At 55.1% G+C, this 23,220-nt stretch carries 18 protein-coding genes; 6 read left to right on the top strand and 12 right to left on the bottom strand.

Going from position 1 to position 23,220, the window contains the following annotated elements; all coding sequences use genetic code 11:
• The first annotated feature begins 39 nt into the window (after nt 1-39).
• A complete protein-coding gene (locus tag PH552_RS00945) occupies nt 40-834 on the top strand; it encodes an endo alpha-1,4 polygalactosaminidase (protein WP_285165380.1) in 795 nt (264 codons plus the stop codon).
• Nucleotides 835-982: 148 nt separating this feature from the next.
• On the opposite strand, the gene pyc is transcribed toward PH552_RS00945, so the two are convergent.
• A complete protein-coding gene (gene pyc / locus PH552_RS00940; protein WP_285165379.1) occupies nt 983-4,441 on the bottom strand; it encodes a pyruvate carboxylase in 3,459 nt (1,152 codons plus the stop codon).
• A 494-nt stretch (nt 4,442-4,935) separates the two neighbouring features.
• Here pyc and PH552_RS00935 point away from each other — a divergent pair, with 494 nt between their 5' ends.
• Nucleotides 4,936-5,595 carry a GntR family transcriptional regulator gene (locus PH552_RS00935; protein ID WP_285165378.1) on the top strand — a complete coding sequence of 220 codons (660 nt, stop codon included), beginning with the start codon at nt 4,936-4,938 and terminating at the stop codon, nt 5,593-5,595.
• Nucleotides 5,596-5,766: 171 nt separating this feature from the next.
• Here the strand turns inward: PH552_RS00935 and PH552_RS00930 are convergent, their stop codons facing one another.
• From PH552_RS00930 to PH552_RS00920, 3 genes are all read right to left on the bottom strand, one after another.
• Nucleotides 5,767-6,543: an enoyl-CoA hydratase/isomerase family protein gene (locus tag PH552_RS00930; protein WP_285165377.1), complete on the bottom strand. Its 777-nt coding sequence runs from the start codon at nt 6,541-6,543 to the stop codon at nt 5,767-5,769.
• Nucleotides 6,536-8,140 (bottom strand): CoA-transferase, encoded by a 1,605-nt coding sequence (locus tag PH552_RS00925; protein WP_285165376.1) that lies wholly within the window; start codon nt 8,138-8,140, stop codon nt 6,536-6,538. The genes PH552_RS00930 and PH552_RS00925 overlap by 8 nt, the downstream gene beginning before the upstream one ends.
• A gap of 498 nt (nt 8,141-8,638) precedes the next feature.
• On the bottom strand, nt 8,639-9,298 hold the full coding sequence (locus tag PH552_RS00920; protein WP_285165375.1) for a GntR family transcriptional regulator: 660 nt from the start codon (nt 9,296-9,298) through the stop codon (nt 8,639-8,641).
• A gap of 179 nt (nt 9,299-9,477) precedes the next feature.
• Here PH552_RS00920 and PH552_RS00915 point away from each other — a divergent pair, with 179 nt between their 5' ends.
• A complete protein-coding gene (locus tag PH552_RS00915) occupies nt 9,478-10,839 on the top strand; it encodes an FAD-dependent oxidoreductase (RefSeq protein ID WP_285165374.1) in 1,362 nt (453 codons plus the stop codon).
• Nucleotides 10,840-10,962: 123 nt separating this feature from the next.
• Nucleotides 10,963-12,285 carry an MFS transporter gene (locus PH552_RS00910; RefSeq protein WP_285165373.1) on the top strand — a complete coding sequence of 441 codons (1,323 nt, stop codon included), beginning with the start codon at nt 10,963-10,965 and terminating at the stop codon, nt 12,283-12,285.
• 239 nt (nt 12,286-12,524) lie between these two features.
• Here PH552_RS00910 and PH552_RS00905 read toward each other — a convergent pair whose 3' ends face one another.
• Nucleotides 12,525-13,580 carry a dipeptidase gene (locus tag PH552_RS00905; protein ID WP_285165372.1) on the bottom strand — a complete coding sequence of 352 codons (1,056 nt, stop codon included), beginning with the start codon at nt 13,578-13,580 and terminating at the stop codon, nt 12,525-12,527.
• 124 nt (nt 13,581-13,704) lie between these two features.
• Nucleotides 13,705-14,619, bottom strand: coding sequence for a LysR family transcriptional regulator (locus PH552_RS00900; RefSeq protein WP_285165371.1), 915 nt, complete (start codon nt 14,617-14,619; stop codon nt 13,705-13,707).
• Nucleotides 14,620-14,803: 184 nt separating this feature from the next.
• Here PH552_RS00900 and PH552_RS00895 point away from each other — a divergent pair, with 184 nt between their 5' ends.
• Both PH552_RS00895 and PH552_RS00890 read left to right on the top strand, forming a co-directional pair.
• The gene (locus PH552_RS00895; RefSeq protein WP_285165370.1) at nt 14,804-16,387 is read left to right on the top strand and encodes an ABC transporter substrate-binding protein; all 1,584 of its coding nucleotides are present in this window, start codon (nt 14,804-14,806) and stop codon (nt 16,385-16,387) included.
• A 112-nt stretch (nt 16,388-16,499) separates the two neighbouring features.
• A complete protein-coding gene (locus PH552_RS00890) occupies nt 16,500-16,886 on the top strand; it encodes a Rid family detoxifying hydrolase (RefSeq protein WP_285165369.1) in 387 nt (128 codons plus the stop codon).
• 161 nt (nt 16,887-17,047) lie between these two features.
• Here PH552_RS00890 and PH552_RS00885 read toward each other — a convergent pair whose 3' ends face one another.
• From PH552_RS00885 to PH552_RS00860, 6 genes are all read right to left on the bottom strand, one after another.
• Nucleotides 17,048-18,238 (bottom strand): pyridoxal phosphate-dependent aminotransferase, encoded by a 1,191-nt coding sequence (locus PH552_RS00885; RefSeq protein ID WP_285165368.1) that lies wholly within the window; start codon nt 18,236-18,238, stop codon nt 17,048-17,050.
• Nucleotide 18,239: 1 nt separating this feature from the next.
• Entirely contained in the window at nt 18,240-18,758 is a 519-nt protein-coding gene (locus tag PH552_RS00880; RefSeq protein WP_285165367.1) for an ureidoglycolate lyase, read from the bottom strand.
• Between the two features lie 133 nt (nt 18,759-18,891).
• Complete coding sequence (locus PH552_RS00875; protein ID WP_285165366.1) at nt 18,892-19,806, bottom strand: LysR family transcriptional regulator; 915 nt, start codon at nt 19,804-19,806, stop codon at nt 18,892-18,894.
• A gap of 61 nt (nt 19,807-19,867) precedes the next feature.
• Nucleotides 19,868-20,734, bottom strand: coding sequence for an ABC transporter permease (locus PH552_RS00870; protein ID WP_285165365.1), 867 nt, complete (start codon nt 20,732-20,734; stop codon nt 19,868-19,870).
• Between the two features lie 4 nt (nt 20,735-20,738).
• On the bottom strand, nt 20,739-21,680 hold the full coding sequence (locus PH552_RS00865; RefSeq protein WP_285165364.1) for an ABC transporter permease: 942 nt from the start codon (nt 21,678-21,680) through the stop codon (nt 20,739-20,741).
• Nucleotides 21,681-21,717: 37 nt separating this feature from the next.
• Nucleotides 21,718-23,208, bottom strand: a complete 1,491-nt coding sequence (locus PH552_RS00860) for a M81 family metallopeptidase (protein ID WP_285165363.1) — start codon at nt 23,206-23,208, stop codon at nt 21,718-21,720.
• Between the last annotated feature and the right edge of the window lie 12 nt (nt 23,209-23,220).

The following is a 23,220-nucleotide window of genomic DNA, read 5'->3' as shown; positions in this document are numbered from 1 at the left end:
TTTTCCACCAGGAGAAGGTAAGGAAGAAGGAATTCCGAGATGCGTCTCATTCAACTTATAAGCTTTGCTGCAATCGCGGTCTCACTAATTGGGTTATATCGTCCTGCACTGGCTGGTACTCTACCAGACAACGGTCTTGTAGATTACCAGCTTGGTGGCGGCTACCCACCAAGCTTGAACGTAACAATCGTCGTCCGCGATAGCACCGACCAGCCAGTGCCTGGCCTGTTCAACATATGCTACATCAATGGGTTTCAGACGCAGCCCGGGGTGGCTTGGCCCGAGGAACTGCTCGTGCGGGGACTGGATGGGAAGCCGATGGTCGATCCCGGATGGCCCGACGAGTTCCTCTTAGACATATCGACCGAAAAAAGCAGAAGACGCAATCTCGCTCTAATCAAACGCTACATCGACGTTTGCGCCGAGAAAGGATTCGATGCGATCGAGTTTGACAACCTCGACTCTTACACCCGCTCCCGCGGCCATATCAATCAAGCAGATGCATTGTCGTTTGCGAAGCTCTTGGTCGACAGCGCTCGGGAACGTGGCCTGCCCTCAGGTCAAAAAAATGCGGGAGCACTCGGCAGGATGGGACGCGATGAGGCGGGATTTTCTTTTGCAGTAGCTGAGGAATGCGACCGTTGGCGCGAATGTGAAACATACTCGAATATATATGGCATTGGGCAGGTTATCGATATTGAATACGTTGATAATCTCCGGAACGACTTCACTACGGCCTGCGCCGAACCAAACCGCCCCGAAAAAATGATCCTTAGAGATAAGATGTTAGTACCTGTGGGGTCTGCAGGCTACGTTCTCGAGATATGCGAGTAGGCAGCATGTTCAGCCGTTTGGGATGCTGCTCTCAAATGTAACCGCAAGGTTTCAGTCCAACTACGTGCGGCTCTTGAAGGGCAAATTCCCCGGCGAAGTGCCAGGGAATCGTACTGGGTTCTCATGTTTCAACAAGGGGACACCATCCTCAAACTCTATACAAAACGAGCAGATCCTTGGCGTCGATCTGGTCGCCGGCCTTCACGGCCACTTCCGTGACTTCGCCATCCTTTTCCGCGTGGAGCGCTGTTTCCATCTTCATCGCTTCGATGGAGAGCAAAACATCGCCCGCTTTCACCTTCTGACCGGCAGAGACGAAGACGCGGGAAATGACGCCCGGCATCGGCGCGCCGAGTTGTGCGGCATTGCCCGCTTCCGCCTTGCGGCGCGCAATGCTTGTCGCGGCGCGGCTGCGATCCGGCACCTTGATGCGGCGCGGCTGGCCGTTCAGTTCGAAGAAGACCGTGACCAACCCTTGCGCATCTGGAACGCTGGCCGCCTGATTGACGATAACAAGCGTTTTGCCGCGTTCGATATTGGCAAACAGCTCCTCGCCATCGGCCATGCCGTAGAAGTAAGCGGGCGTCGGCAGAACGGAAACCGGACCGTAGGTATCGGAGGCGAGAGCGAAGTCCGTGAAGACCTTGGGATACATAAGGTAGGACGCAAACTCATAGTCATCGATTGAGCGGCCAAGCTTCTCCTCGATCGCCTTGCGCTCGGCATCCAGATCGGCGTCCTTCAGCAGCGAGCCGGGGCGAACCGTATAGGGCTTGTCCCCCTTCAGCGCCTTCCTCTGCAGTGCCTCCGGCCATCCGCCCGGGGGCTGACCGAGATCGCCGCGCAGCATGGATACCACCGAATCCGGGAAGGCGATGTCGCGGGCAGGATTTTCGACGTCCTCCACGGTGAGATCCTGGCTCACCATCATCAGCGCCATGTCACCGACCACCTTGGAGGAGGGGGTGACCTTCACGATATCGCCGAACATCTGGTTCACGTCGGCATAGGTCTGGGCGACTTCGTGCCAGCGGGTTTCCAGTCCGAGTGAGCGGGCCTGTTCCTTGAGGTTGGTGAACTGGCCGCCCGGCATTTCGTGCAGATAGACTTCCGAAGCCGGACCCTTGAGGTCGCTTTCGAAGGCAGCATACTGGTGACGCACCGCTTCCCAGTAGAAGGAGATGCGGCGGATCCATTCCGGATCGAGACCGGAATCGCGCTCCGTGCCCGACAGCGCTTCGACAATCGAACCAAGGCAGGGCTGCGAGGTATTGCCGGAGAAGGCATCCATGGCTGCATCCACGGCATCGACGCCGGAATCGATCGCGGCGAGAACCGTTGCGGCCGAGATGCCGGACGTGTCATGCGTGTGGAAATGGATCGGCAGGCTGGTCGCCTCCCGCAGCGCCTTGAACAGCACGCGGGCGGCCGCAGGCTTCAACAGGCCCGCCATATCCTTCAGCGCGATGATGTGGGCGCCTGCCTTTTCCAGCTCTTCAGCCAGCGAGACATAATATTTGAGATCATACTTCGGGCGGGCGCTGTTCAGGAGATCGCCGGTATAGCAGATCGTGGCTTCGCAGAGCTTGTTCTCTTCCTGGATGGCGTCCATGGAGACGCGCATGTTCTCGACCCAGTTCAGGCAGTCGAATACGCGGAAGAGATCGATGCCGCCCTTCGCCGCCTGTCGTACGAAGTACTTCACCACGTTGTCCGGGTAGTTGGTGTAGCCAACGCCGTTTGCGCCACGCAGCAGCATCTGCAGCAGGAAGTTCGGCGCGCCTTCGCGGATCAGCGCCAGACGCTCCCACGGATCTTCCGTCAGGAAGCGCATGGACACGTCAAAGGTTGCGCCGCCCCAGCATTCCAGCGAAAAGAGGTTCGGCAACGCCTTGGCATAGACGGGTGCGATACGGGCGATGTCGAAGGTGCGCATGCGGGTAGCGAGCAGCGACTGGTGGCCGTCACGCATGGTCGTGTCGGTCAGCAGCACGCGCTTCTCATTGCGCATCCATTCGGCAAAGCCCTTCGGCCCCAGCTCATCCAGCTTCTGCTTCGTCCCCGGTTGAACCTGTGCCTCGATATAGGGCACGACCGGCTTGGGCGCCTTGTCGGAAGGCTTTGGGCGGCCCTTGGTTTCAGGATGGCCATTGACGGTTACATCCGCCAGATAGGTCAGAAGCTTGGTGGCGCGGTCCTGGCGCTTCACCTGCTGGAAGAGTTCCGGCGTGGTGTCGATGAAGCGGGTCGTATAGGAGTTATCCCGGAAGTTGGGGTGGCCGATGATGGCTTCGAGGAAGGTGAGGTTCGTCGCCACGCCGCGAATACGGAACTCGCGCAGTGCACGGTCCATGCGGCTGATCGCTTCCTGCGGGGTTCCGCCAGACGCCGTAACCTTCACCAGCAGCGGATCGTAGTAGCGGGTGATGATCGCGCCCGTATAGGCCGTGCCGCCATCCAGACGAATGCCGAAACCGGCTGCCGAGCGGTAGGCGGTGATGCGGCCATAATCCGGAATGAAATTCTGTTCCGGGTCTTCCGTGGTGATGCGGCACTGCAGGGCATGGCCGTTGAGGCGAATGTTTTCCTGGGCAGGCACGCCCGATTCTGGGGTGCCGATAGCGGCACCTTCCAGAATGTGGATCTGCGCCTTGACGATGTCGATGCCAGTCACAACTTCCGTGACCGTATGCTCGACCTGGATACGCGGGTTGACTTCGATGAAGTAGAATTTGCCGGTATCGGCATCCATCAGATATTCGACGGTGCCCGCGCCGATATAGTTCGTGGCGGCGGCAATTTTTAGCGAGTAGCCCGCCAGTTCCTGCCGCTGTGCTTCGGAGAGGTAGGGTGCCGGTGCGCGTTCGACCACTTTCTGGTTACGGCGCTGAATGGAGCAGTCACGCTCGAAGAGGTGCACCACATTGCCATGCGTATCACCCAGCACCTGGCTTTCGACATGGCGCGCGCGCTCGACAAGCTTTTCGAGATAGACCTCGTCCTTGCCAAAGGCCGCCATGGCTTCGCGCTTGGCCTCTGTCACTTCCTTGGCAAGGTCCGCTTCCGATCTGATGACGCGCATGCCGCGGCCACCACCGCCCCACGATGCCTTCAGCATGACAGGATAGCCGATTTCCGCGGCCATCTTCTTCACGGTTTCGATGTCGTCCGGCAGAGGTTCCGTGGCCGGTACGACCGGAACGCCGACAGATATCGCCAGATTGCGCGCCGCCACCTTGTTACCGAGCTGGCGCATCGTATCGGGCCTCGGACCGATGAAAATGATTCCTGCAGCGTTGCAGGCCTCAACGAATTCCGGGCTTTCAGACAGCAGGCCGTATCCCGGATGGATCGCGTCCGCGCCGGACGCCTTGGCAACCCGGATGACTTCCGGAATGGAAAGATAGCTTTCGATTGGTCCCAGATCACGCGCCAGATGCGGGCCGCGACCGACCTGATAGCTCTCATCCGCCTTGAAGCGATGGAGTGAAAGTTTATCTTCCTCCGCCCAGATCGCTACCGTTTTGATGCCCAATTCGTTGGCCGCGCGGAACACGCGAATAGCGATTTCGGAACGGTTGGCGACAAGAATCTTGGATATGGACAATTTTCTTCTCCGGGGCATGAGCCTTCTCATGCAAAGAAAGAGAGGTTGTGCGTACTATCAAGTCTGAGCCTGATATCAGCGCATCGATTAGCAGCAATGGACAGCCGATCGTGTGCCGATCAGACCAAGCCAAGACTGGTTAGACTTGGCAGCTCTCGAAGCCGTCACCGTCGCATTTCATGTGCGTTGGGACAGAAAGGGACGCTGTCAACAGACGGTGTCTGGCGACGATCATCCTGACGGCTTCTTCTGAGTGCCTCACTGGGCGACCAGTAGTATGTCAGAAGGCTCAAGTGCGCAAGTCCGTTTTTGATGCCGCTTCGCACGGATCAGCAATTGTTATCAAACTAGACCAACGCGTGATACATGTGTCTGCCGTTTGCGATAGGGCATCCGTTGTCATAGATACTCGACCCTGATATGCAACTGATAAACTAGATGGATGAATTTTGCGACTGCACGCTGCAGCCGCCGCGTAACGAATGGAGCTGGTATTGAACGCTAAGAAGGAAGAAGAAGGCTCTATGGCCGAGAAGGCATACCGCCGGATCGAGGAAATGATCGTCATGCAGCGACTAGCTCCCGGAACGATGATTTCGGAAGCGCAACTCGGGCAAGAACTCGGTTGTGGCCGCACGCCTGTTCGCGAAGCACTTCAACGCCTCAAATTAGAGGGTTACATCGATGTGCATCCGCGGCGGGGGGCTCTGGTGACCCCCGTAGACGTCTTAAAGCAGCTAGAGCTTTTAGAGGTTCGCCGCTCTCTCGAAGAACTGGGAGCGAAGTTGGCATCAATACGGGCCACGAATGCGGAGAGACGCAAGCTTATTGATCTGGCGGCTGAAATAGGGGCTGCGGCAGCAACGGGCGAGCGCTTGAAATTCTACGAGGCTAATAAGGCCATTCACGAAGTGACAGCTTCTGCGACGCATAACGAAACGTTTGAAAAAACCATTCGTGCAGTGCATGGCCTGTCCCGACGTTTCTGGTACGCTTACATCGGCGAAGAGCAGATGAGGACAGCTGCGGCGCTGCATGCAGATGTGGTGATGTCCATTGCCCATAACGCGCCCAAGGAAGCGACTGAAAACGTCGTACGGTTAATGGACTATTTGGAAAGCCTAACGCGAATGGCGATCGAGCGTCGCCTATAGTTCATTCCATCCACCCGGGCCATCAAAGACGGCTCGGGTGAATCACTATGTGTCTTTTCCGGTTTCTAGAGCATCGTACGGCTGCTCCAATACTCTGTCAAAAAGCGCAACGCCAAACGTACCGCGCACTTGATCGAGAATTGATTGAGGCATGCAAGCTCGTAGATCCAGTCAGGACTGAGATGGCGAATGCTCACCGGCCGTCTGCCGCGGCGCCGCGAATTTTTTCAGCGTCGAGATCGCTTCCTCGTGAGAACAATTCTCGGCGAAAATCTCTCCCGCCTGAAAATCCCATACCTCCGCTTGGCCAAGCACCTCGCTTTGGAAATAACGCTTCGTCGATTTGACAGCAGCGCGAGGCAATGAAGCGATACGAGCGGCGATCTCTTGCGCTTTTGCCAGAGCACCCCCGTGTGGCGCCAAGTAATCAGCAACCCCGATATCGTGAGCTGAAGCACCATCTAGGACCTCGTACCCCCAAACAAGGCGCCGAGCAGTCGGAGCACCGACTCGGCTCGTGAGCGCTTTCAAGCCCCACGGAGGCAACCAGCCATTTGGAACTTCAGGTAGGCTCCATTTTGCCGTCTCCGATGTGACGACAATGTCGCAAGACATTGCCAGAATGAAGCCCCCGCCAAGAGCGTGCCCCTCTACGGCGGCGATTACAGGTACATCGAGCAAACCTATAGAGCGTGCCATGAAGGCAGTATCGGCTTCGTGGCGCACCATCCCTCTGACATCCATCGCGCCGAGTTCTTTCAGGTCGCTCCCCGCACAAAAGCTTGGTGGAGACCCCGTCAACACTATGGCGCCAACATCAAGATCGGTCCCGAGTTTTTGGAAGACCTCGCCAAGTCTTTCGACGAGTTCGGTGCCCAGGGCGTTACGACGCGTCGGCCGGTCGATTTTCAACGTAGCGACGCGTTTTTCAAAAGCGACATCAAGCATCGACGGCCTCCATCATCGGCTCATGCTGTTTCTTTTCTAAAAAATGCGAACGGTCCATCAGTGGCAGGGGCTCGGCTATTTCGGCGGGCGCATAATCCATTCGCTCCAGCACGTCGCGTCTGACATCAACGCCTGGCGCGACTTCTGACAGTCTCAGTCCTCGGGGAGTTACTTCAAATACGGCACGCTCGGTGACAATTGTCGCTGTTTGCCCCCTCTCGCGCACGCCATCCAGCACGCGATAGGTTACGCTTTCCGCCTCTTTTGCGAATTTGGAGATTTTGCCATCCTGGGTGATTTTCAGTTTACCATCCTCAACCTCGGTCTGAAGCCCTCCAGTCGTGAACGTGCCTGTGAAGACAAGACGTTTGGCGTTATGAGCAATGTCGATGAAGCCGCCCGCGCCTGGATTAGCCGCGCCGAATTTTGAAACGTTCACAACCCCGCTGGCGTCGAACTGTGCAAAGGCAAGCGCTGCGAACCTGCACAGCCCACCGTCGATAGCGTCAAATTGGTAAAGACCGTCCATGATGGCATCTGGGTTCACGTTTGCAGAGAACTGCCAACCTGACATCACGACGCCGCCATAAGAGCCGTGCTCGGTGGTGAACCAGTAGTCGCGACCAGCGGCCCCGTCGAAAAGCCCGTCTTCTGCCATAACGAGAGGAATGTCAGCGGAAGCGCCAAAGCCAAAGATTGAAAGTTCGTGCCTGCGTACGTCTCTTGATGCCCGCCTCGCAATGATCTTGTCGGCCGACATCTCTGGTTTGGGTAGTTCTTGGATTGGGATGCGCCGACCTGAGAAATAGGCTGGGTCAAACGGGGTCTGCGATGCCATCATCATGTCTGGAACGACCACGACGTCGTCCACGAAATAACCTGGAACGGACGTTTGCGAAGCAAGCCGTTCCCCTGCTGGTACCTTACGGCGGACCTGAGCAATGACACGACCTCCGGACGCTTTGGCTGCCAAGATAAGGCCGATGTTGGCTGAAACCAGCGCCTCGTCTTCCCAAGATAGATTGCCGAACTCATCCGCTGATGACGCGCGAACGATAGCAACGTCGATTGGCCAGCTGGGATAGTATAGCATCTTGCGTCCGTCGAACTCGATCTTGCGGATCAAGTTTTCAGTCGCAAGCTTAGTGAACCGACCACCCCCGTTGTCCGGGTCAGCATACGTCCCGATGCCAATATCAGTGATATAACCCGGGCTCTTGCGCGCAACTTCTCTCAGCCAGTGCATGGATGCACCGATGGGCCAAGAGTATGCCTCGATTTTATTTTCTCGAATGAGTCGCATCAGCTCGGGCCGCTTTCCGGTCTGCGGATCCACCGGGTTGATGTACGACCCAGCCACAATTCGCTTCATCAGCCCTTCTTTTGCGACGTGATCCATCCCCTTGATTGACTGTGCGTCGCCGGTGCCACAGGGGAAATAGAAAGTAAGCCCCTGGGGAGACGCGGTCTGCGAGAACCTGTCGCCGAGTGCCTTTAGCACTGCGTCAGGAGTAACCCATCCTATCACGCCGACAGATGCGACGGTCACGCCGTCAGCGATCCCGGATACTGCCTCCTGCGGGGAAACAAATCTCATCTTTTTATCCCTTTCTATTTCGATCGCGAGGTGGTGTTGCGGCGAACCATTTAAGCGCAAGCGTTGCCACTAGCCGTCTAATCGACGTCTGACATATCAGTGGACGACAACGTGGTCAACGGTACTAATAATGGAAATCGCTTACCAGAGGGACTTTAGGGCCTGGACGTCTTTTCGGCGCATCCATTAAAGGTATCGCCGCGCTCCGTTCAGGATCCCTTTAGCCGACTGGTATGTCAGCGTACCATTAAGCTCAAAGTTAAGGGAAACTTCGCGCAGCACCAGCAAGCAAATTGGGAATAGATGGCCGCTATCGAAAACGAGCGTCAGTACCAGCCGGCGATCGCCTGCAGACAACTGCTATGTGACCGCTCCTAGTACCGCTGCCGGTGTTGCGTGATTCACCAACGCGAGCAAGTGGTGATCGCCGGTTGGATTGCTCTATTTTTTCAACTAAAGGGCGGTTCCACCCCAGAAATTGTGGGGTTTGGTCGAGGATCACGATGATACGGCTGTATGCAGGGTTCGATAGGTGAACTCAGTCAGGTAGTCGTTCAGCGCCAAGGACGCCGATGTTGCGGCTTGCTCGTCTCCGGTAGAGATCGCGAGAAGAGTCGATCGATGAAGACTCGACGCTCGTCTTAGCTCAATCTCCGGATCCTTGATGTTCGCAAACCAAAATCGTCTCGATAGACCTTGGAGGGGCGCGATCGACAGCCGAAGGTATTCATTATGGGCTGCTTGTACGATGATTTCGTGGATGTGCTTTAGTTGGCCTCCGAAAGCGATAATGTCTACCGCTTCGGTTACCTCCTCCAATTTAGTCGAGAGGGTGGACATCGTTCTTCTCTGCGTCGGGGTTGCTCGGAGACAAGCCCACTGTACCGCCAACTCTTCCACCGTCCGCCGTACGGCCAATAGCTTTACCTGAGCTTCGACTGATATGGGTGGGACAATAATACCCCGGCGAGGGTGAACCTCTACCATTCGTTCCCATGACAATCGCTGAAGCGCTGATCTCACCGGGTGTCGACCAAGATCGGTCAACTCCATCAAGTAACCTTCTGACACCATGCTGCCGGGCTTAAGTTCCTGAAATGTGATCATACGCTCTAATAAATCATAAGCGTGGTCTGCTTTGCTAATGTCACTTGTCATTCACTTCTCCACGGACGCGCGACTCCACCGGTTGACCTAACAGATTCGCCATTCGTGCTCCATCTCACAGCGGCCGATGACAAGCTGACTGAAAAGTGCGAGCCGATCTGGACAAACAAAATCCATCCACATAATGTGCCATGCAATTGATCGACAACTGAGTATCTCAGGGAGGGACCGTGACCCAGTTTGAAGGTTGGAACATCGAGTGCATAGCCGGATCGGATATCGAACTGCCGCAGCTCGCGGACGTTGATATTCTCGTAGTCGGAGGAGGCGCGGCCGGCGTTGCGGCAGCGACCGTGGCAGCTGAAAAAGGAAAATCGGTAGTGCTCGTCGAGCGCTACGGCTTCTGCGGTGGCGCTGCCGTCGCCGGCATGTCGGGCACAATTTGCGGGCTCTACATGGCCCGCGAGACAATTGGCCAACCCGAACAGGTCGTCTTCGGCTTCGCCGAGCGCTTTAGGAAAGCATTGGATGAGCGCGGCGGTTTAACGGCACCCCAAGTATATGGCAAGACATTCACGGTAACACACGATCCATTGATGTGGCGTGAGACTGCCGACCAGTTCCTCGAAACAGCTGGGGTAACGGTCCTCTTCCACACCGTGATTACGGGCGTAGTCATGGAAGGTGAAACCTTCCTTGGTATCATTGCCGAGTCAAATGCCGGACGTACCGTAATACGGGCTAAGCGGATCATCGACGCTTCGGGCGACGCGGCGGTTGTTGCACGTGCTGGCTATTCTACAACGTTCGGCGACGATGGTCGCATCCAAAACCCTACGATGTTGTTTAGGCTGGGTAATGTGGATCTGGATGCCTTTTCCGCGTTTTGGGGCGAGGATACGATAAGCCCGCCGAAGGTTACCGACGCTATCTCTTCGGCCAATCAGAGCGGGAAGTACAACCTTCCAAGAAATAAGATCTGGATTTTTCCGACCACCCGACCAAACGAACTGATGGTGAATGCTACCCGGCTGTCTGGACGGAACGGACGAATGTTGAACGTTATCGATCCGGCGGATTTCACCGAAGCTGAGATCGAGGGACGTCGTCAGGTCAGAGAGTATGCGCGCTTTCTTGCCGAAGCTGTCCCTGGTTGCCAGGACAGTTTTGTCGTTGATACCGGCGTTGAGGCTGGGATACGGCAAACTCGTTCAATTGTCGGCATAGAAACACTCTGCAACGATGATGTGCTCGCATGCCGTAAACGTCCTGACGGCATTTGCCGCGTGCCATGGCCGATCGAGTTGCACAGCGGCGACAAGCCGAAGCTTCATTGGCTCTTAGACGATTACTACGAAGTGCCATACGGGAGTTTGGTCCCTCTGCGCGGCGAAAATATCATCGTCGCAGGCCGTTCGTTGAGTGCGGAGCATGAGGCTCTCGCCTCGGCACGGGTTACTGCACAATGTTTTGAATATGGGAATGCCGCCGCTACAGCAGCGGTCATATCGATCGACGAGAGCAGATCCTTTTCCAGCATCACCGGCGAGGAGGTTCGGGCAGAGATGGCTCGGCTGGGCAGCGCTCTCTAACCTGCTGATACGGGGTTCGCGCATATCCCTGTCGGCGGCCAGTTCAAAAGTAAGTTTGGGATCTTCGTCGCAGAGGCTCTGCGACGAACGGAGGCGTGTGTTCACAAAAATGTGGAGGAGATAATGAAAACAGTCCCTTATCGATGGGTAATCGCTTTTACCCTTTTCGCGGCCTACAGTATTCAGTACTTGGATCGAGTTAAAACGAATGTCCTGAACCCTGTCATCGCGCATGATGTGGGTCTCTCGGTCAGCGATCTTGGAACTGGAGCATTTCTGATGCTTCTGTTTTACGGGCCGTCGCAATACGTCTCCGGGATTCTGACCGATAAGTTCGGGGCCAAGCGTATCTTGATATTCTCCGTTATCGCCTGGTCCGTCATGACGGCGTGGATGGCGCATATCCAAACAAGGGACGAGTATTTTTTCCGAATGGCGTTGTTCGGCGCTCTTGTCGGGACCGAATACGTACCTTCGGCACGTATCTTGATGCGCTGGTTTAACAAAGAAGGGCGTGCGAGGGCTCAAGCGCTCCTTTCATGGGCTTGGATCCTCACTCCTGCCTGGGCAAGTGTTTTCGCGACACAATTCGCCCATGCCGCCGGCGATTGGCGGATTGTTTTCTATGTGACAGCGGCATTCGGTCTCGTGCCTCTAATCATGATTGCGTTGCTGGTTTTTGATCGACCGGAACATTATAAGAAAGCCACGCCGGCGGATTTGGAATACGCCTACCGGGACGAAATTGAGCGCGGCGATATCCGAGAAGGATCGTACGGAGACGCCCAAAACCAAATCCTTCAAAAGCATGACGTCAAGTTTTTGGATCTGTTCAAGAACAGAAGCTACGTCGCTGTGATCTTTGTCGATATCGTCATGCAGATTACCCTTTACGGCGCTTTGACATGGATACCGCTTTACCTCTCCGACGTATTTCATTTTAAGCTTCAGGAAATGGGGCTATGGAGCGCCCTCTATTTCGGCGCCGGCGCAATCGGAAGTTTCTCATCCTCATATCTTTCCGACAAAGTCTTCAAAGGTAACCGAAGGATTATGATCCTAACGTGCTTCATCGGCCTCGCCCCCTTTATCTTTTTGTTGGCCACTCTCAGTGAAGCCCATCCAGTAATGCTGGCATTTTGCCTCTGCGGCATGGGGTTCTTCGGCAACATGGCCTGGGGACCATTCCTTGCGGTTCCCGCGGAGATATTCACGCCAGAAGTTTACGGAAAGGCGATGGGATTCGTGAATGGTGCCGGGTATACAGTCGCCGCATTCAGCGCGAAAATATTTGCTGCATTGGTCGTCGTCAACGAGGCCGGAAAAGACTATTCGCTGGGGTGGGTATTCATTGGAGCATGTGTGGTGATGGGGATAATTGCAGCAAGCTTTATCCAGACAGGGCCTCGCAAGATGCGATCCGCTTCTCAAATGGCAAGAGCGTAATAGCTCCTGAGCTCGCAACTTACCAGGTGTGACTACTTCTTAATATTTCGCACCCATTTGAGATTTGTTTAAAAAAAGGGGCGCCGGAATTATTTCGGCGCCTCTTTCTCTTACGATTTAATTTAACTCTTCAACCATCTAGCTCCTGATGATGGTGTAGCACGGTAGCTTATCTGGAGCGCTATATGAGGTCGCCAAGGATCAACTGCCAACCCATGCTGCGCCGACCGCAGGTGATCCTAGTCGATCGTACGCGCGAGAACCGACAGCCAATTCTCGGAGGCGATTTTCAGCAATAGCGTATCCGAATACCCTTTGGTTCTCAACGAATCCATAAGTACCGGCAAGCCAGCGCTAGAGCCGATCGCCTCTGGTATCGCTGCTCCATCGAAATCTGAACCCAAGCCAACATGATCTTCTCCAACCCTCTCCAGGAGATAATCAAGCTGCTCGATAAGCAGATCGATTGGCGTATCGGTGCGCATCTCCCCGTCGTTACGCAGAAAACACGTTGCGAAATTCAGCCCCACTAGCCCTCCGGTATCTCGGATAGCATCCAGCTGTTTGTCAGTTAGATTGCGTGGGCTCGGACATAGGGCGTGGGCGTTCGAATGCGTTGCGACGAGAGGAGCGGTCGAGAGGCGCGCGACGTCCCAGAAGCCCATTTCCGTGATATGGGAGAGGTCAACAAGGATTTTCATCCGATTGCAGGCTTTGATGAGGCGTTCACCCGCATGTGTGAGGCCCGGTCCCAAGTCGGGCGACGCCGGAAAATGGAAAGGTACCCCGTAGCCGAAGATATTGTTGCGGCTCCAGACCGGCCCGATCGAGCGCAGCCCACAGCCATAGAGGATGTCGAGAAAGTGCAAGTCTTCGTCAATTGCTTCCGCGCCTTCCAGGTGAACGACTACTGCAAGAGCGCCGCTATCACGCGCTGCCCGGATTTCGCGGGTGGACATGCATCGAAGCACTGCGCCATTTGACTCGCGTTCAATACGAAGGAGGATAGAAAGCTCTGCTAAAACAGACGGCTGCGCCTCGCTGATAACCAGTGGCGCCGGCATCGGTATTCTATAACTACCGCCCGTCATTCCAGCGAATGATATCTTGTCATGGGACGGCGAATAGAGCGCGAAGAGCCCGCCAAACAACCCGCCAGAGCGCGCCTTAGGCAAGTCGATATGAAAGCTCTTGTTGCCGTGGATGAACGCGCGGGCTGGATCATCTGATCGTTGATTATAGAGTTTCAAAAGAATGTCGTTATGGCCGTCAAAGATTGGAACGTTCTCTTTCATGGGGACCTCCGGGAGTCTGGCGTAACAGCTCAAAAATCGCCTGTAAGCGCTAGATCCCGCGGACGGTTCATTTCTCAAAGCAGCAAAAGAAGCCGCCCTCCGTTGCCGAATGTCGAACGCCCCTTCAGCGCTTGGCGAAAACGCTAGATTTGTTCAGGATCCAATCCAGCACTTCGCGCGCAGGCTTTGGCAGAGTTTGTCCAGATCTAACAAGGATAGAGGCCTTCCCTGAGACAAGAAGCGGGTGATCGATGCTCAGCGCAACCAGTTGCCCTGTTTCAAGATATTCAGCCACATGAAATGGATCCAGAAAGGTCCCGATATCGGCTTTCAAGGCCTGATCAATCAACATCCGCAGATTGTTCGTCGTCAATGCCGCGATCATCTGTTCTTCCTCGGAATATGCAATGTGGTCGAGGATCTTGCGGATGCCGTAGGACGGCGTGAGCAGCGCGAGAGGGTGAGAAAACGCCTCACGAATGGTCAAAGGGCCTACTGCTGCGGCGAGCGGATGCTGAGGACGAACTAGCATTCGCAACGGCACATCTACCTCCGCTAGCGAGACCACTCTGTGAGAAGCTGGCGCATTGAATGCAATACCGAGATGGCAAATACCGTCTGCAACGGCCTCCAGGATATCTGTGACACCCAATACTTCGACCGTGAAGTGAATATTGGGATGCAACGCAGAAAACGGGATAATCACTTGCTGCTGCAAACCCGGTGCAAACCCCTCTCCGACCGCCATGCGTACATGACCTCGACTAAGGTTACCAATCTCGTTGATTCTTTGTTCCAGGTCTTCAAGTTGCAGCCGCGATGCCTTCCAATACTTTAGCACCTCGACTGCGGCTTCAGTTGGCGCGCTTCCAGAGATTGTCCGCTCGAATAGCTTCGCACCAAGTTCCTCCTCGAGCAGCCGAATCTGGCGCGTAATCACTGATGGGGCCGTGTTTAATCGTTCAGCGGCGCCCCTGATCGATCCACTGACGGTAACAGCGTAAAAGTATCTCAGTCGCTGCGGATGAATGTCTCTCATACCACCCCCGAAATGTTGCCTTGGAGGCAACGGCTTGAACGACGCATTGCATCTTTCTCGCACGCTGAGGAAGACGCATTCTGTCATCGTTGTCAAAAGAACTCCCCAGCGTTTGGGGCTATGACACACAATATAAAAGCAGCGATCCGCTGCAAGAGGGCAAGTATCCAACTGGGGTGATAACATGAAGAGAAGAACGTTTTTGAAGGGCGCCGCAGCCAGCGCGGCTGGTAGCGCGCTACTCGGAACTCCATCGATTGGTCGAGCAGAACAGAAGGTTATAAAAGTCGTTCCTATTTCTAATCTGTCAGGAATCGATCCCGTCGTGACTTCTGCACAGCCGATCCGTAACCACGGCTACCAAATTTACGACACGCTGTTCGGCTTGGACAGAAATTTGAAGGCGAAGCCGCAGATGGCGGAGGGCTTTGAGGCGTCTCAGGATAAGAAGGACTGGACAATCAAGCTGAGGAGCGGTCTGAAGTTTCACGACGGTGAGGCCGTGCGCGCCACCGATTGTGTTGCAAGTCTGCGTCGCTGGGGCCAAAAAGATCCTCTCGGTCAGCGGATGTTCGCACTCGCCGATGATGTGTCGGCCGTTGACGATAAAACGTTGCGCTTTCGCTTCAAGTCACCCTTCGGTTTGGTGCCGGAAGCTCTCGGCAAAATCGGCGGCCCTGCTCCTTTTATTATGCCAGAGAGGATCGCTAGGACAGATGCAAATACATCCATTACTGAAGCAGTTGGATCCGGTCCGTTCCGTTTCGTTGCGGATGAGTGGGTGCCGGGAAATCGGGCCGTCTACGCGAAATTCGACGGATATATTCCGCGAGACGAGCAGCCGAGCGGAACAACGGGCGGCAAAAAAGTCTATGTCGATCGATACGAATGGCACATCATCCCGGACGCCGCGACTGCGACAGCCGCAGCCGTCCGTGGAGAGATCGACTGGTACCATAATCCAGACATGAATCTTCTGCCGCTCCTCCAAAATGAACCGAAGATTGACCTCACACCCTTCGATGACTTCGGTTACATCACCTGTATTCGGTTTAACCACCTTCATCCGCCTTTCGACAACGTGAAAATCCGTCAGGCGATCATGATGGCTGTCAGCCAGCTGGATTATCTGGCGGCGGAAGCAGGCGACCCGGCAATGTACAACGAATGCAAGTCAATGTTCTTCTGCGGCACGCCCTCATCAAGCGGCGCCGGTAGTGAGGTGATGACTGGCAATGTAGATAAAGCCAAGCAAATGATCAAGGAAGCCGGCTATAAGGGGGAAAAAATCGTCCTGCTCGCACCTACTGACCTTGTTTGGTTGTATAACGCTAATTTGGTTACCGAAGCGCTTCTCAAGCAACTTGGCATGAACGTCGAGCTTCAGGCCATGGACCTTGGCACGTTTTATACCCGCCGGACCAACATGGAAACGGTTGATAAGGGCGGCTGGTCTATCTTCCATGCTGGATGGAACGTGACCGACATTCTAGATCCATCCACGCATCTCGGGCTGCAGGCCACGGGCAAAACAACCTGGCCCGGCTGGCCGACAGATCCAGATCTCGAAGCCCTACGACTTGATTGGATTCAGGCGACATCGGACGATGCGAGGGCTTCCGTTACAAAGAAAATCGAGATGCGGACCTTCATGACTGCGCCTTTCGTGCCGCTTGGCCAATTCAAAACACCTTCGGCCAGACTTAAAACGATCACTGGGATGCTCAAAGCCCCAATCCCCATCGCTTGGAACCTCCAGAAGGCTTAATCTCAAGCCAACGTCGTTCCCGAGATTGACCGGACGCGAATGGGATCGGGTCCGGCCAAGTATAGAGTTCCGCCCCGTAGATCGTTGGTTTCACCCACATCGGAGTTCGTCAATGTCCAGTTTAGAAGTCGTCAACACCAATAAAGCCCCCGCGGCTATCGGGCCATATTCGCAAGCCAGAATTCATGCAGGGCTGCTCTTCGTGTCGGGACAACTGCCGATCGATCCATTGACGGGGAAATTTTCCTCGGATGAGCCTGCCGAGCAAATCAGGCAGTGCCTCGCGAATATCCGTGCGATTGCCGACGCCGCCGGGACGTCAATGTCGAACTGCCTTAAGACCACCGTGCTGGTCACGGACCTATCGCAGTTCAAAGACATAAATGCTGCATACGGCGAAGCGTTCACAGCACCCTACCCTGCTCGAGCTACATACCAGGTCGCAGCTTTACCTTTGGGGGCTAAAGTCGAAGTCGAAGCAGTCATCGCACTGGCCTAGTTATTCGTTCTTGCCTCTCAGGCTCGAAAGCTTCCGCGGCATGTACGCATGTGTGGCCTGGCCGACTTCCGAAATCAGGGCGGCCCCAATGCAGATGCGGGTGGAACCCAAAAAGCAATGATCCCGGCATGACCGGGATCAAATTTCCGTGCGGCTGGTAACTAATCCAGCCTCGCGCACGCAGCCTTTATGCGATCGTACGCCAATTCCAATGCGTCTTGGCCTAAGGCGTACGACATCCGCAAGTGGCCTGGGCTACCAAAAATATGTCCAGGAACTGCGGCGACATCCGCTTCCTCCATCAAGTACCTACTGAAATCGTCATCGTTTTCAATGACTTTGCCATCTGGCTTTCGCTTGCCAAACGCCAACGTGCAGCGTGGGAAAAGATAAAAGGCGCCATCGGGGACCGCGCATTCGAATATTCCTGTTTCTCGCAGTTTGTCGGCGAGATACACCGAGCGATCCCGGAATGACCGACACCGCTCGGCCAGGTAATCATTAGGGCCCGTTAGCGCCGCAAGCACAGCCGCTTGCGAGATGGAGGATGGACAGGACGTTGACTGGCCCTGAATGATCGCCATGCTGGATATCAGGGAGGAAGGACCAACGCCCCACCCGATACGCCATCCGGTCATCGCATAAGCCTTGGATGCTCCATCGACAATGAGCATCCTCTCCCGCAGGTCGGGCGCTGCGTTACGCAGGCTGACAAACGGCATATAACTGATCTCGCGATAAATCTCATCGCTCATGACTGCGACATGCGGATGGCGTCTTAGGACATCTGCAAGGGCCTCTAGTTCAGCCTGTTGATACATGGCACCTGAAGGGTTGCCAGGATTGTTGAGCAACAACCAACGGGTTCGTGAAGTAATTACAGCCTCTAGTTCCTTTGGAGTAATCTTCAGCCCGGTGTCTGCTGTTTGTACGATCACAGGCCGGCCTCCGGCGACCTGCACAACGTCCATATAGGTTGTCCAGAATGGTGCGGCGAAAATCACCTCGTCACCAGCGTTCAGAGTTGCCATGAACGCGTTGAAGATCACCTGTTTAGCACCCGCGCTTACAAGTACTTCCTTCGCCTCCGCGTCGTGACGCTTCCCGATCGCTTCCCGCAGTTCTGGCACGCCCGAATTTGCGGTGTATCTGGTCTTGCCTTCCCGAGCCGCCTGACAGGCAGCCTCCACGATATGTTCCGGCGTCGGAAAGTCAGGTTCCCCGATGCCCATATCGATGACGTATTTACCTTTTGCCCGTAGGCGCGCAGCGGATTCGGAGATCTGGACGATACCCGAAACCTCAATTCCCCTGATCCGTTCTGCGCGTGAAATTGGGTGATTCCCGACCATCTTAATCCACCCAAATTTCCGGCGGATTTTCGTCGTATGTTCGAATAACGCTTCGTCTCGGATCAGCAACCGGATTATCGAACAATTCGCTCTGCGTTTCTTTGTCCGAGAGGAAAAGGAATAGTCCAGGCTCCGCGCCGAGCGGGTATGCATCGACGGCATGCCAAGTTCCCTGCTTGAACATCACCCCCTGACGATCTAGGCGAAACGCCCTCAGTTTCACTGGCGAGGGCACCTCTTCCGCAGGTTCACTCACGACGATAACAGTCGCGGATCCGCCAATATGCATGCGGGACTCTGTGACGTGGAAATGCCTTTCGATCTTGTGAACCTTGAATGGCTGCGGCTTGAAGCTCAGGAGCTGGACGATGACCGGCGCGTCGCATTGCCAGGGAAACCTGTGAAGACTTTTGGTTGGAAGGTCGAAGTCCGCCGTCTCCGATGGCTCCAGTACTCGCCCAAAGGGTGCAAACGCCTCTGCTGTCAACTCTTCAATCTGAATTCGATGTCCCAACGCCACGTAGTGCCTCCTCGTTTTTTGCCAAGAACAGAAGTACCTATTCCGACAAGGACGCTACCAAGCGTGTCTCAAGGACGATATGCGCAAACGCTGCGAGGTGGTGTTGCTCGCTCGGCACCGCCTTTTTACGAAGTCAACGTCTGCCAAAAATTTTCGAATGCCTTTTTATATACTCGATCATGGTGGTCATCGCCTTGGTAGGCGTGCGGCCGGATCGCGCTATCACATTCGCCTGGTTTTCCGTCAACAATGGATGGGCGATCTCGATCGGCTTCAGTTGGCCGCTGCCGAATTCGGCCGTGACATACCGCGGGCCAAGAAATGCGACAGCAGTCCCATTGCAAATAAAATGGGCGATCGCGCGAGAGGAATTTGAGGAAAAGACGACATTCAGGGGAATTCGCTTTGAATCTGCTAATAATTCTGTCGTTCTTCCGAGCCCGAAGTCATTGGGCATTTTCGCAATCGGATAAGAAAGGGCGTGAGCTAACGTTATCGGTTCCGTCGCACTTGCCAGTTCATGGTCGTGACTCACAAACAGCTTGATCGGGACGTCCACATGCAGGAAGGAACGGATGGAGCTGACTTTGGGCGGGTTATAGACAATGCCCAGATGAGCAATATCAGAGGCGACATGGTCGACGATGTCTCCGACCGAATGTGTGTTTACGGAAAGCGCTATCCCTGGAAAGTCTCGATTGAACGGTTTGACAACATTGTCGACGAAATCAATTAGAAATCCTTCCGAAAGCGATATATGAACCTTGCCGCGCTTCAACGTTCGAGTTTCCTCGATGCGCTCTTCGAGGATTTCCATCAGCGAACGGGAGGAATGCCAGTAGTCGAGGAGAAATTGAGCAGCATCCGTCGGCTTGCTGCCCGAGACGTCACGCTCGAAAAGCTTAACGCCCAATTCCTGCTCGAGCAGTCTCAGTTGTCGCGTAACGACGGAAGGTGCAGTGTTCAACTCCTCTGACGCTCGACGAATAGAGCCGTGAAGTGCGACATTGTAGAAGTACCGAAGTCGCCGCTCATTGATCTCCCGCATCTTGACCAACCTCGCTTCAGGCGGGCGACGGTGTGGATCTCCCGCCGCCCGCGCATCTTAGTTACATGTTGCGTGACATCCGAGGGTCGAGATGATCCCGCAAGCCATCACCGATGAGGTTGATACTGAGAACTGTTACGGACAAGAACAAGGCCGGGAAAAAAATCATGTGGGGGTAGATTTGGAAGAAGTTGCGACCGTCGGCAATAACGTTCCCCCAAGTCGGCACGGATGATGGCGTACCGGCGCCGATGAAGCTCAAGATTGACTCAACGATGATTGCGGATCCGCAGATGAAGGTTCCCTGGACGATCAGCGGCGCAAGAGTGTTTGGCAACATATGGCGGAAAAGAACGTGAGGTATCGGCGCTCCGGAAGCAATCGCTGCCTCGACGAATGGCTGGCCGCGCAGCGTGAGGACAACGGAGCGCATAAGACGAGTGACGCGTGGGATCTCCGAAATCGTTAACGCAATGATGACGTTGCCTACGCTCGCTTTTGTGAGCGCAATTAGGGCAATTGCGAGTAGAACGGCCGGTATGGCCATAAAGGCTTCCAGAATGCGGCTCATGATTGCATCAACCGACCTGAAAAAGCCGGAAAGAAGGCCAAGCAGGATGCCGGCGGCGAGTGATAATGTTGCCACAGATACCCCGACAAGCAAAGATACTCGACCGCCGGCGATCACGCGCGCAAGGACATCGCGCCCCAAGGCATCGGTTCCGAACCAGTTCAATGAAGAAGGTGGTTTCAATCTTCTTAAGGGTGAAATCGCGTTCGGGTCGACCGTGTGGACGAGTGGTCCAACGAGCGCGATCAAAAGGACAATTGTCAGCAGGATGCCACCAACCACCATTGATAGGTTCTGTGACACTAGACGCTGCCAAAGCGCGAAACGGGAGGGAGTGTTTTCGATGGTAAGGGCCATAGGATTAATTTCTGATTCGGGGATCAAATACGGCGTAGCTAATATCAACCAACAGGTTCACTGTTACGTAAATCGCTGAAAGAAGAAGCAGTACACCTTGAATAACCGGATAATCACGTTGCAGGATTGCGTCGACCAGTAAGCGGCCAAGACCCGGGATCGCGAACGCCGTTTCGGTAACAACCACGCCGCCCATGAGCAGTGCGACGCCAATCCCCACAATTGTTGCGATCGGTACGGCCGCATTTCTCAAGGCATGACGCCATAGTACCACAAACTCGCTCAGTCCTTTCGACCTTGCTGTGCGAATGTAGTCCTGGGAAAGGACTTCGATTACGCTCGCTCGTGTGATCCGGGTTATCAAGGCCGTGTAGACCGTGCTGAGGGAAAGCGCAGGCAGAATGAGATTGTATAACCAACCCGACCAACTTGTGGTCAAGGGGGTGTAGCCTTGGACTGGAAACCACGCCAGTTTGACGGACAGGAACCAGATCATTAAATACGCGATGACAAACACCGGAACTGAGAAACCGAAGACACCCACCGCCATCGCAAAGCGATCGAAAATACCACGTGCGCGCCAGGCGGCAAGGGTGCCGAGTGGGACCGCCACCACGATCGAAATAACAATGGTAAGCGCCGCTAATGATAAGGTCGGTTCAAGCCGCTGCGCGATCAAGGTGATGACCGGCTTGTTGGAGAATATGGAAGTCCCAAGATTGCCGTGGAACGTGTTCCAGAGGAAGATCCCAAGCCGTATGTGAAATGGCTGATCGAGCCCGAGGGACTCGCGGATTGCTGCAATATCGGCTGGACGCGCCATATCTCCGGCGATAACGGCTGCGGGATCACCTGGCGCGAAGTAAAGCAGCGAAAATGCGATCAGTGCGACGAGGAACATAACCGGAAGAGCCGCCAGAATGCGTCGCGCGACGAAGTATGTCATGACTACTCTCCAAAGATTGGCTTGAACGGAAGAGACATCATCGGACCTCCACTCCAGAATGTCCGGTGCTTGCCTCGAATGGATTCGAGGATGCCGGCCAATAAGGCTTTGTCTTTTTGGAATATGGTAGATTTGCGAATTGCGTCGACGCGGATCCGCCGGCATCGACGTATCGCACTTCGGCGGCAAGTGGCCCGAAGCCCGTGAGAAAATGCTGCATCGATTTGACCACGATGATCTTTTTGTCGGCTAAGTGGCATCCGAGCGCGGTGAACGCTTCCGGCGAATGCGTTTGAAGTCTGGTCGAGGTCAGAATAATATCGAGCCCCGAGGCCCGCACCCAAACGCCTGTGCCAAGGCTCATGCGCCCGCCGCTCAGCGCAGGTTGAGAGTGATCCCGCTTGATGCCCATGACCCTTACGCGCAAGTCGATCGGGTCTCCGGACTGGGGGCCCATTTTCCCGCCGATACGCAGATCAAGCTCGCCGCCAACCCCAGTTTCAACACACATCTGAACAGCAACCGGATCCCAGAAGCAGCCAATCGCTGCATTTTCCACATTTCGTGTCAGCAGACCCCGCAGAATGTTTGTGTTGTCTGCAGCCGCGCCAGCGCCGGCATTGTCTGCGACATCCGCGAAAACGATGGGTGCTTCAACGGAGGAAAGCGCTGCTGTTATCGCCTCGTTGACCGTGTCGTACTGTTGACTCGCAGCATCTCGCATATCCCACAATTCCTGACGGAATCGTTTGGCTGTATTTGTCGCGGCTTCAAGATTGTTGTCTGCGACCACCAGCATCTTGGCTCCTACCTCTGGTACGTCAGCCCACGGAAAGCCATGTCCGAACGAGACAGACAAGATTCCATTGCGTCCTTCAGCTTCGCACATGCGGGTCACGAATGATCGCATTGGCTCGCTTGGCGGGCGCCACACGCCGATCATCCGGCAGTCCTCGAGCGCCATCACCGGCTTGATCTCACCGGCCCCTGTCCGGGCCACGAGCTCGTAGACCTCTCGAGCCCGTTCTGCGATGTCAGTATGCGGATATTCCTTGAATGCAACAATAATATCGGCGCTGTTGCACATCAGTTCCGTCAGGTGGCAATGAAGATCAATTTCGACACCGATCGGTACGGATGGTCCAACCACCTCCCGAACCTTGGCGATAATGTCGCCCTCACAATCGTCATATCCTTCAGCCACCATAGCTCCGTGTAGGAACAACAAAACCTTGTCGACCGGCAGCGCTCGCTGGAGATCCTCCAGGATTTCGTCTCGTAATCCTTCGTAGGCAGCCTTTTGCGTTTTTCCTGCTGGCGCTGCGAAAGCGCATATACTTTCGACCACCTCGTCCCCGTCCGCTGTGGCTAAGCGACGCCATTCGATCAAAGGAATATTACCAAGAACAGGAGGACGAAGCCCCCCGTCACCGCGGAAATACTCGCGGGTGGTGAATGATTCACGGACGGATGGGAATGGCGAAAACGTATTTGTTTCTGTCGCCAGAGTCGAAATGAAAACTCTCAAGAGGCTCTCCTA

This window comes from Rhizobium aureum (genome assembly GCF_030182495.1).
Taxonomy (GTDB): domain Bacteria; phylum Pseudomonadota; class Alphaproteobacteria; order Rhizobiales; family Rhizobiaceae; genus Rhizobium; species Rhizobium tropici_C.
This window is presented reverse-complemented; position numbering and strand designations above follow the sequence as displayed.

Excerpts from the sequence above, each read along its gene's own strand:
- PH552_RS00925 (WP_285165376.1), bottom strand. The coding sequence starts at position 8,140 with ATGAGATTTGTTTCCCCGCAGGAGGCAGTATCCGGGATCGCTGACGGC.
- PH552_RS00885 (WP_285165368.1), bottom strand. The coding sequence starts at position 18,238 with ATGGTCGGGAATCACCCAATTTCACGCGCAGAACGGATCAGGGGAATT.
- PH552_RS00875 (WP_285165366.1), bottom strand. The coding sequence starts at position 19,806 with ATGCGGGAGATCAATGAGCGGCGACTTCGGTACTTCTACAATGTCGCA.
- PH552_RS00890 (WP_285165369.1), top strand. The coding sequence starts at position 16,500 with ATGTCCAGTTTAGAAGTCGTCAACACCAATAAAGCCCCCGCGGCTATC.
- PH552_RS00945 (WP_285165380.1), top strand. The coding sequence starts at position 40 with ATGCGTCTCATTCAACTTATAAGCTTTGCTGCAATCGCGGTCTCACTA.
- PH552_RS00865 (WP_285165364.1), bottom strand. The coding sequence starts at position 21,680 with ATGACATACTTCGTCGCGCGACGCATTCTGGCGGCTCTTCCGGTTATG.
- PH552_RS00910 (WP_285165373.1), top strand. The coding sequence starts at position 10,963 with ATGAAAACAGTCCCTTATCGATGGGTAATCGCTTTTACCCTTTTCGCG.
- PH552_RS00895 (WP_285165370.1), top strand. The coding sequence starts at position 14,804 with ATGAAGAGAAGAACGTTTTTGAAGGGCGCCGCAGCCAGCGCGGCTGGT.
- PH552_RS00870 (WP_285165365.1), bottom strand. The coding sequence starts at position 20,734 with ATGGCCCTTACCATCGAAAACACTCCCTCCCGTTTCGCGCTTTGGCAG.
- PH552_RS00930 (WP_285165377.1), bottom strand. The coding sequence starts at position 6,543 with ATGCTTGATGTCGCTTTTGAAAAACGCGTCGCTACGTTGAAAATCGAC.
- PH552_RS00920 (WP_285165375.1), bottom strand. The coding sequence starts at position 9,298 with ATGACAAGTGACATTAGCAAAGCAGACCACGCTTATGATTTATTAGAG.
- PH552_RS00900 (WP_285165371.1), bottom strand. The coding sequence starts at position 14,619 with ATGAGAGACATTCATCCGCAGCGACTGAGATACTTTTACGCTGTTACC.
- PH552_RS00905 (WP_285165372.1), bottom strand. The coding sequence starts at position 13,580 with ATGAAAGAGAACGTTCCAATCTTTGACGGCCATAACGACATTCTTTTG.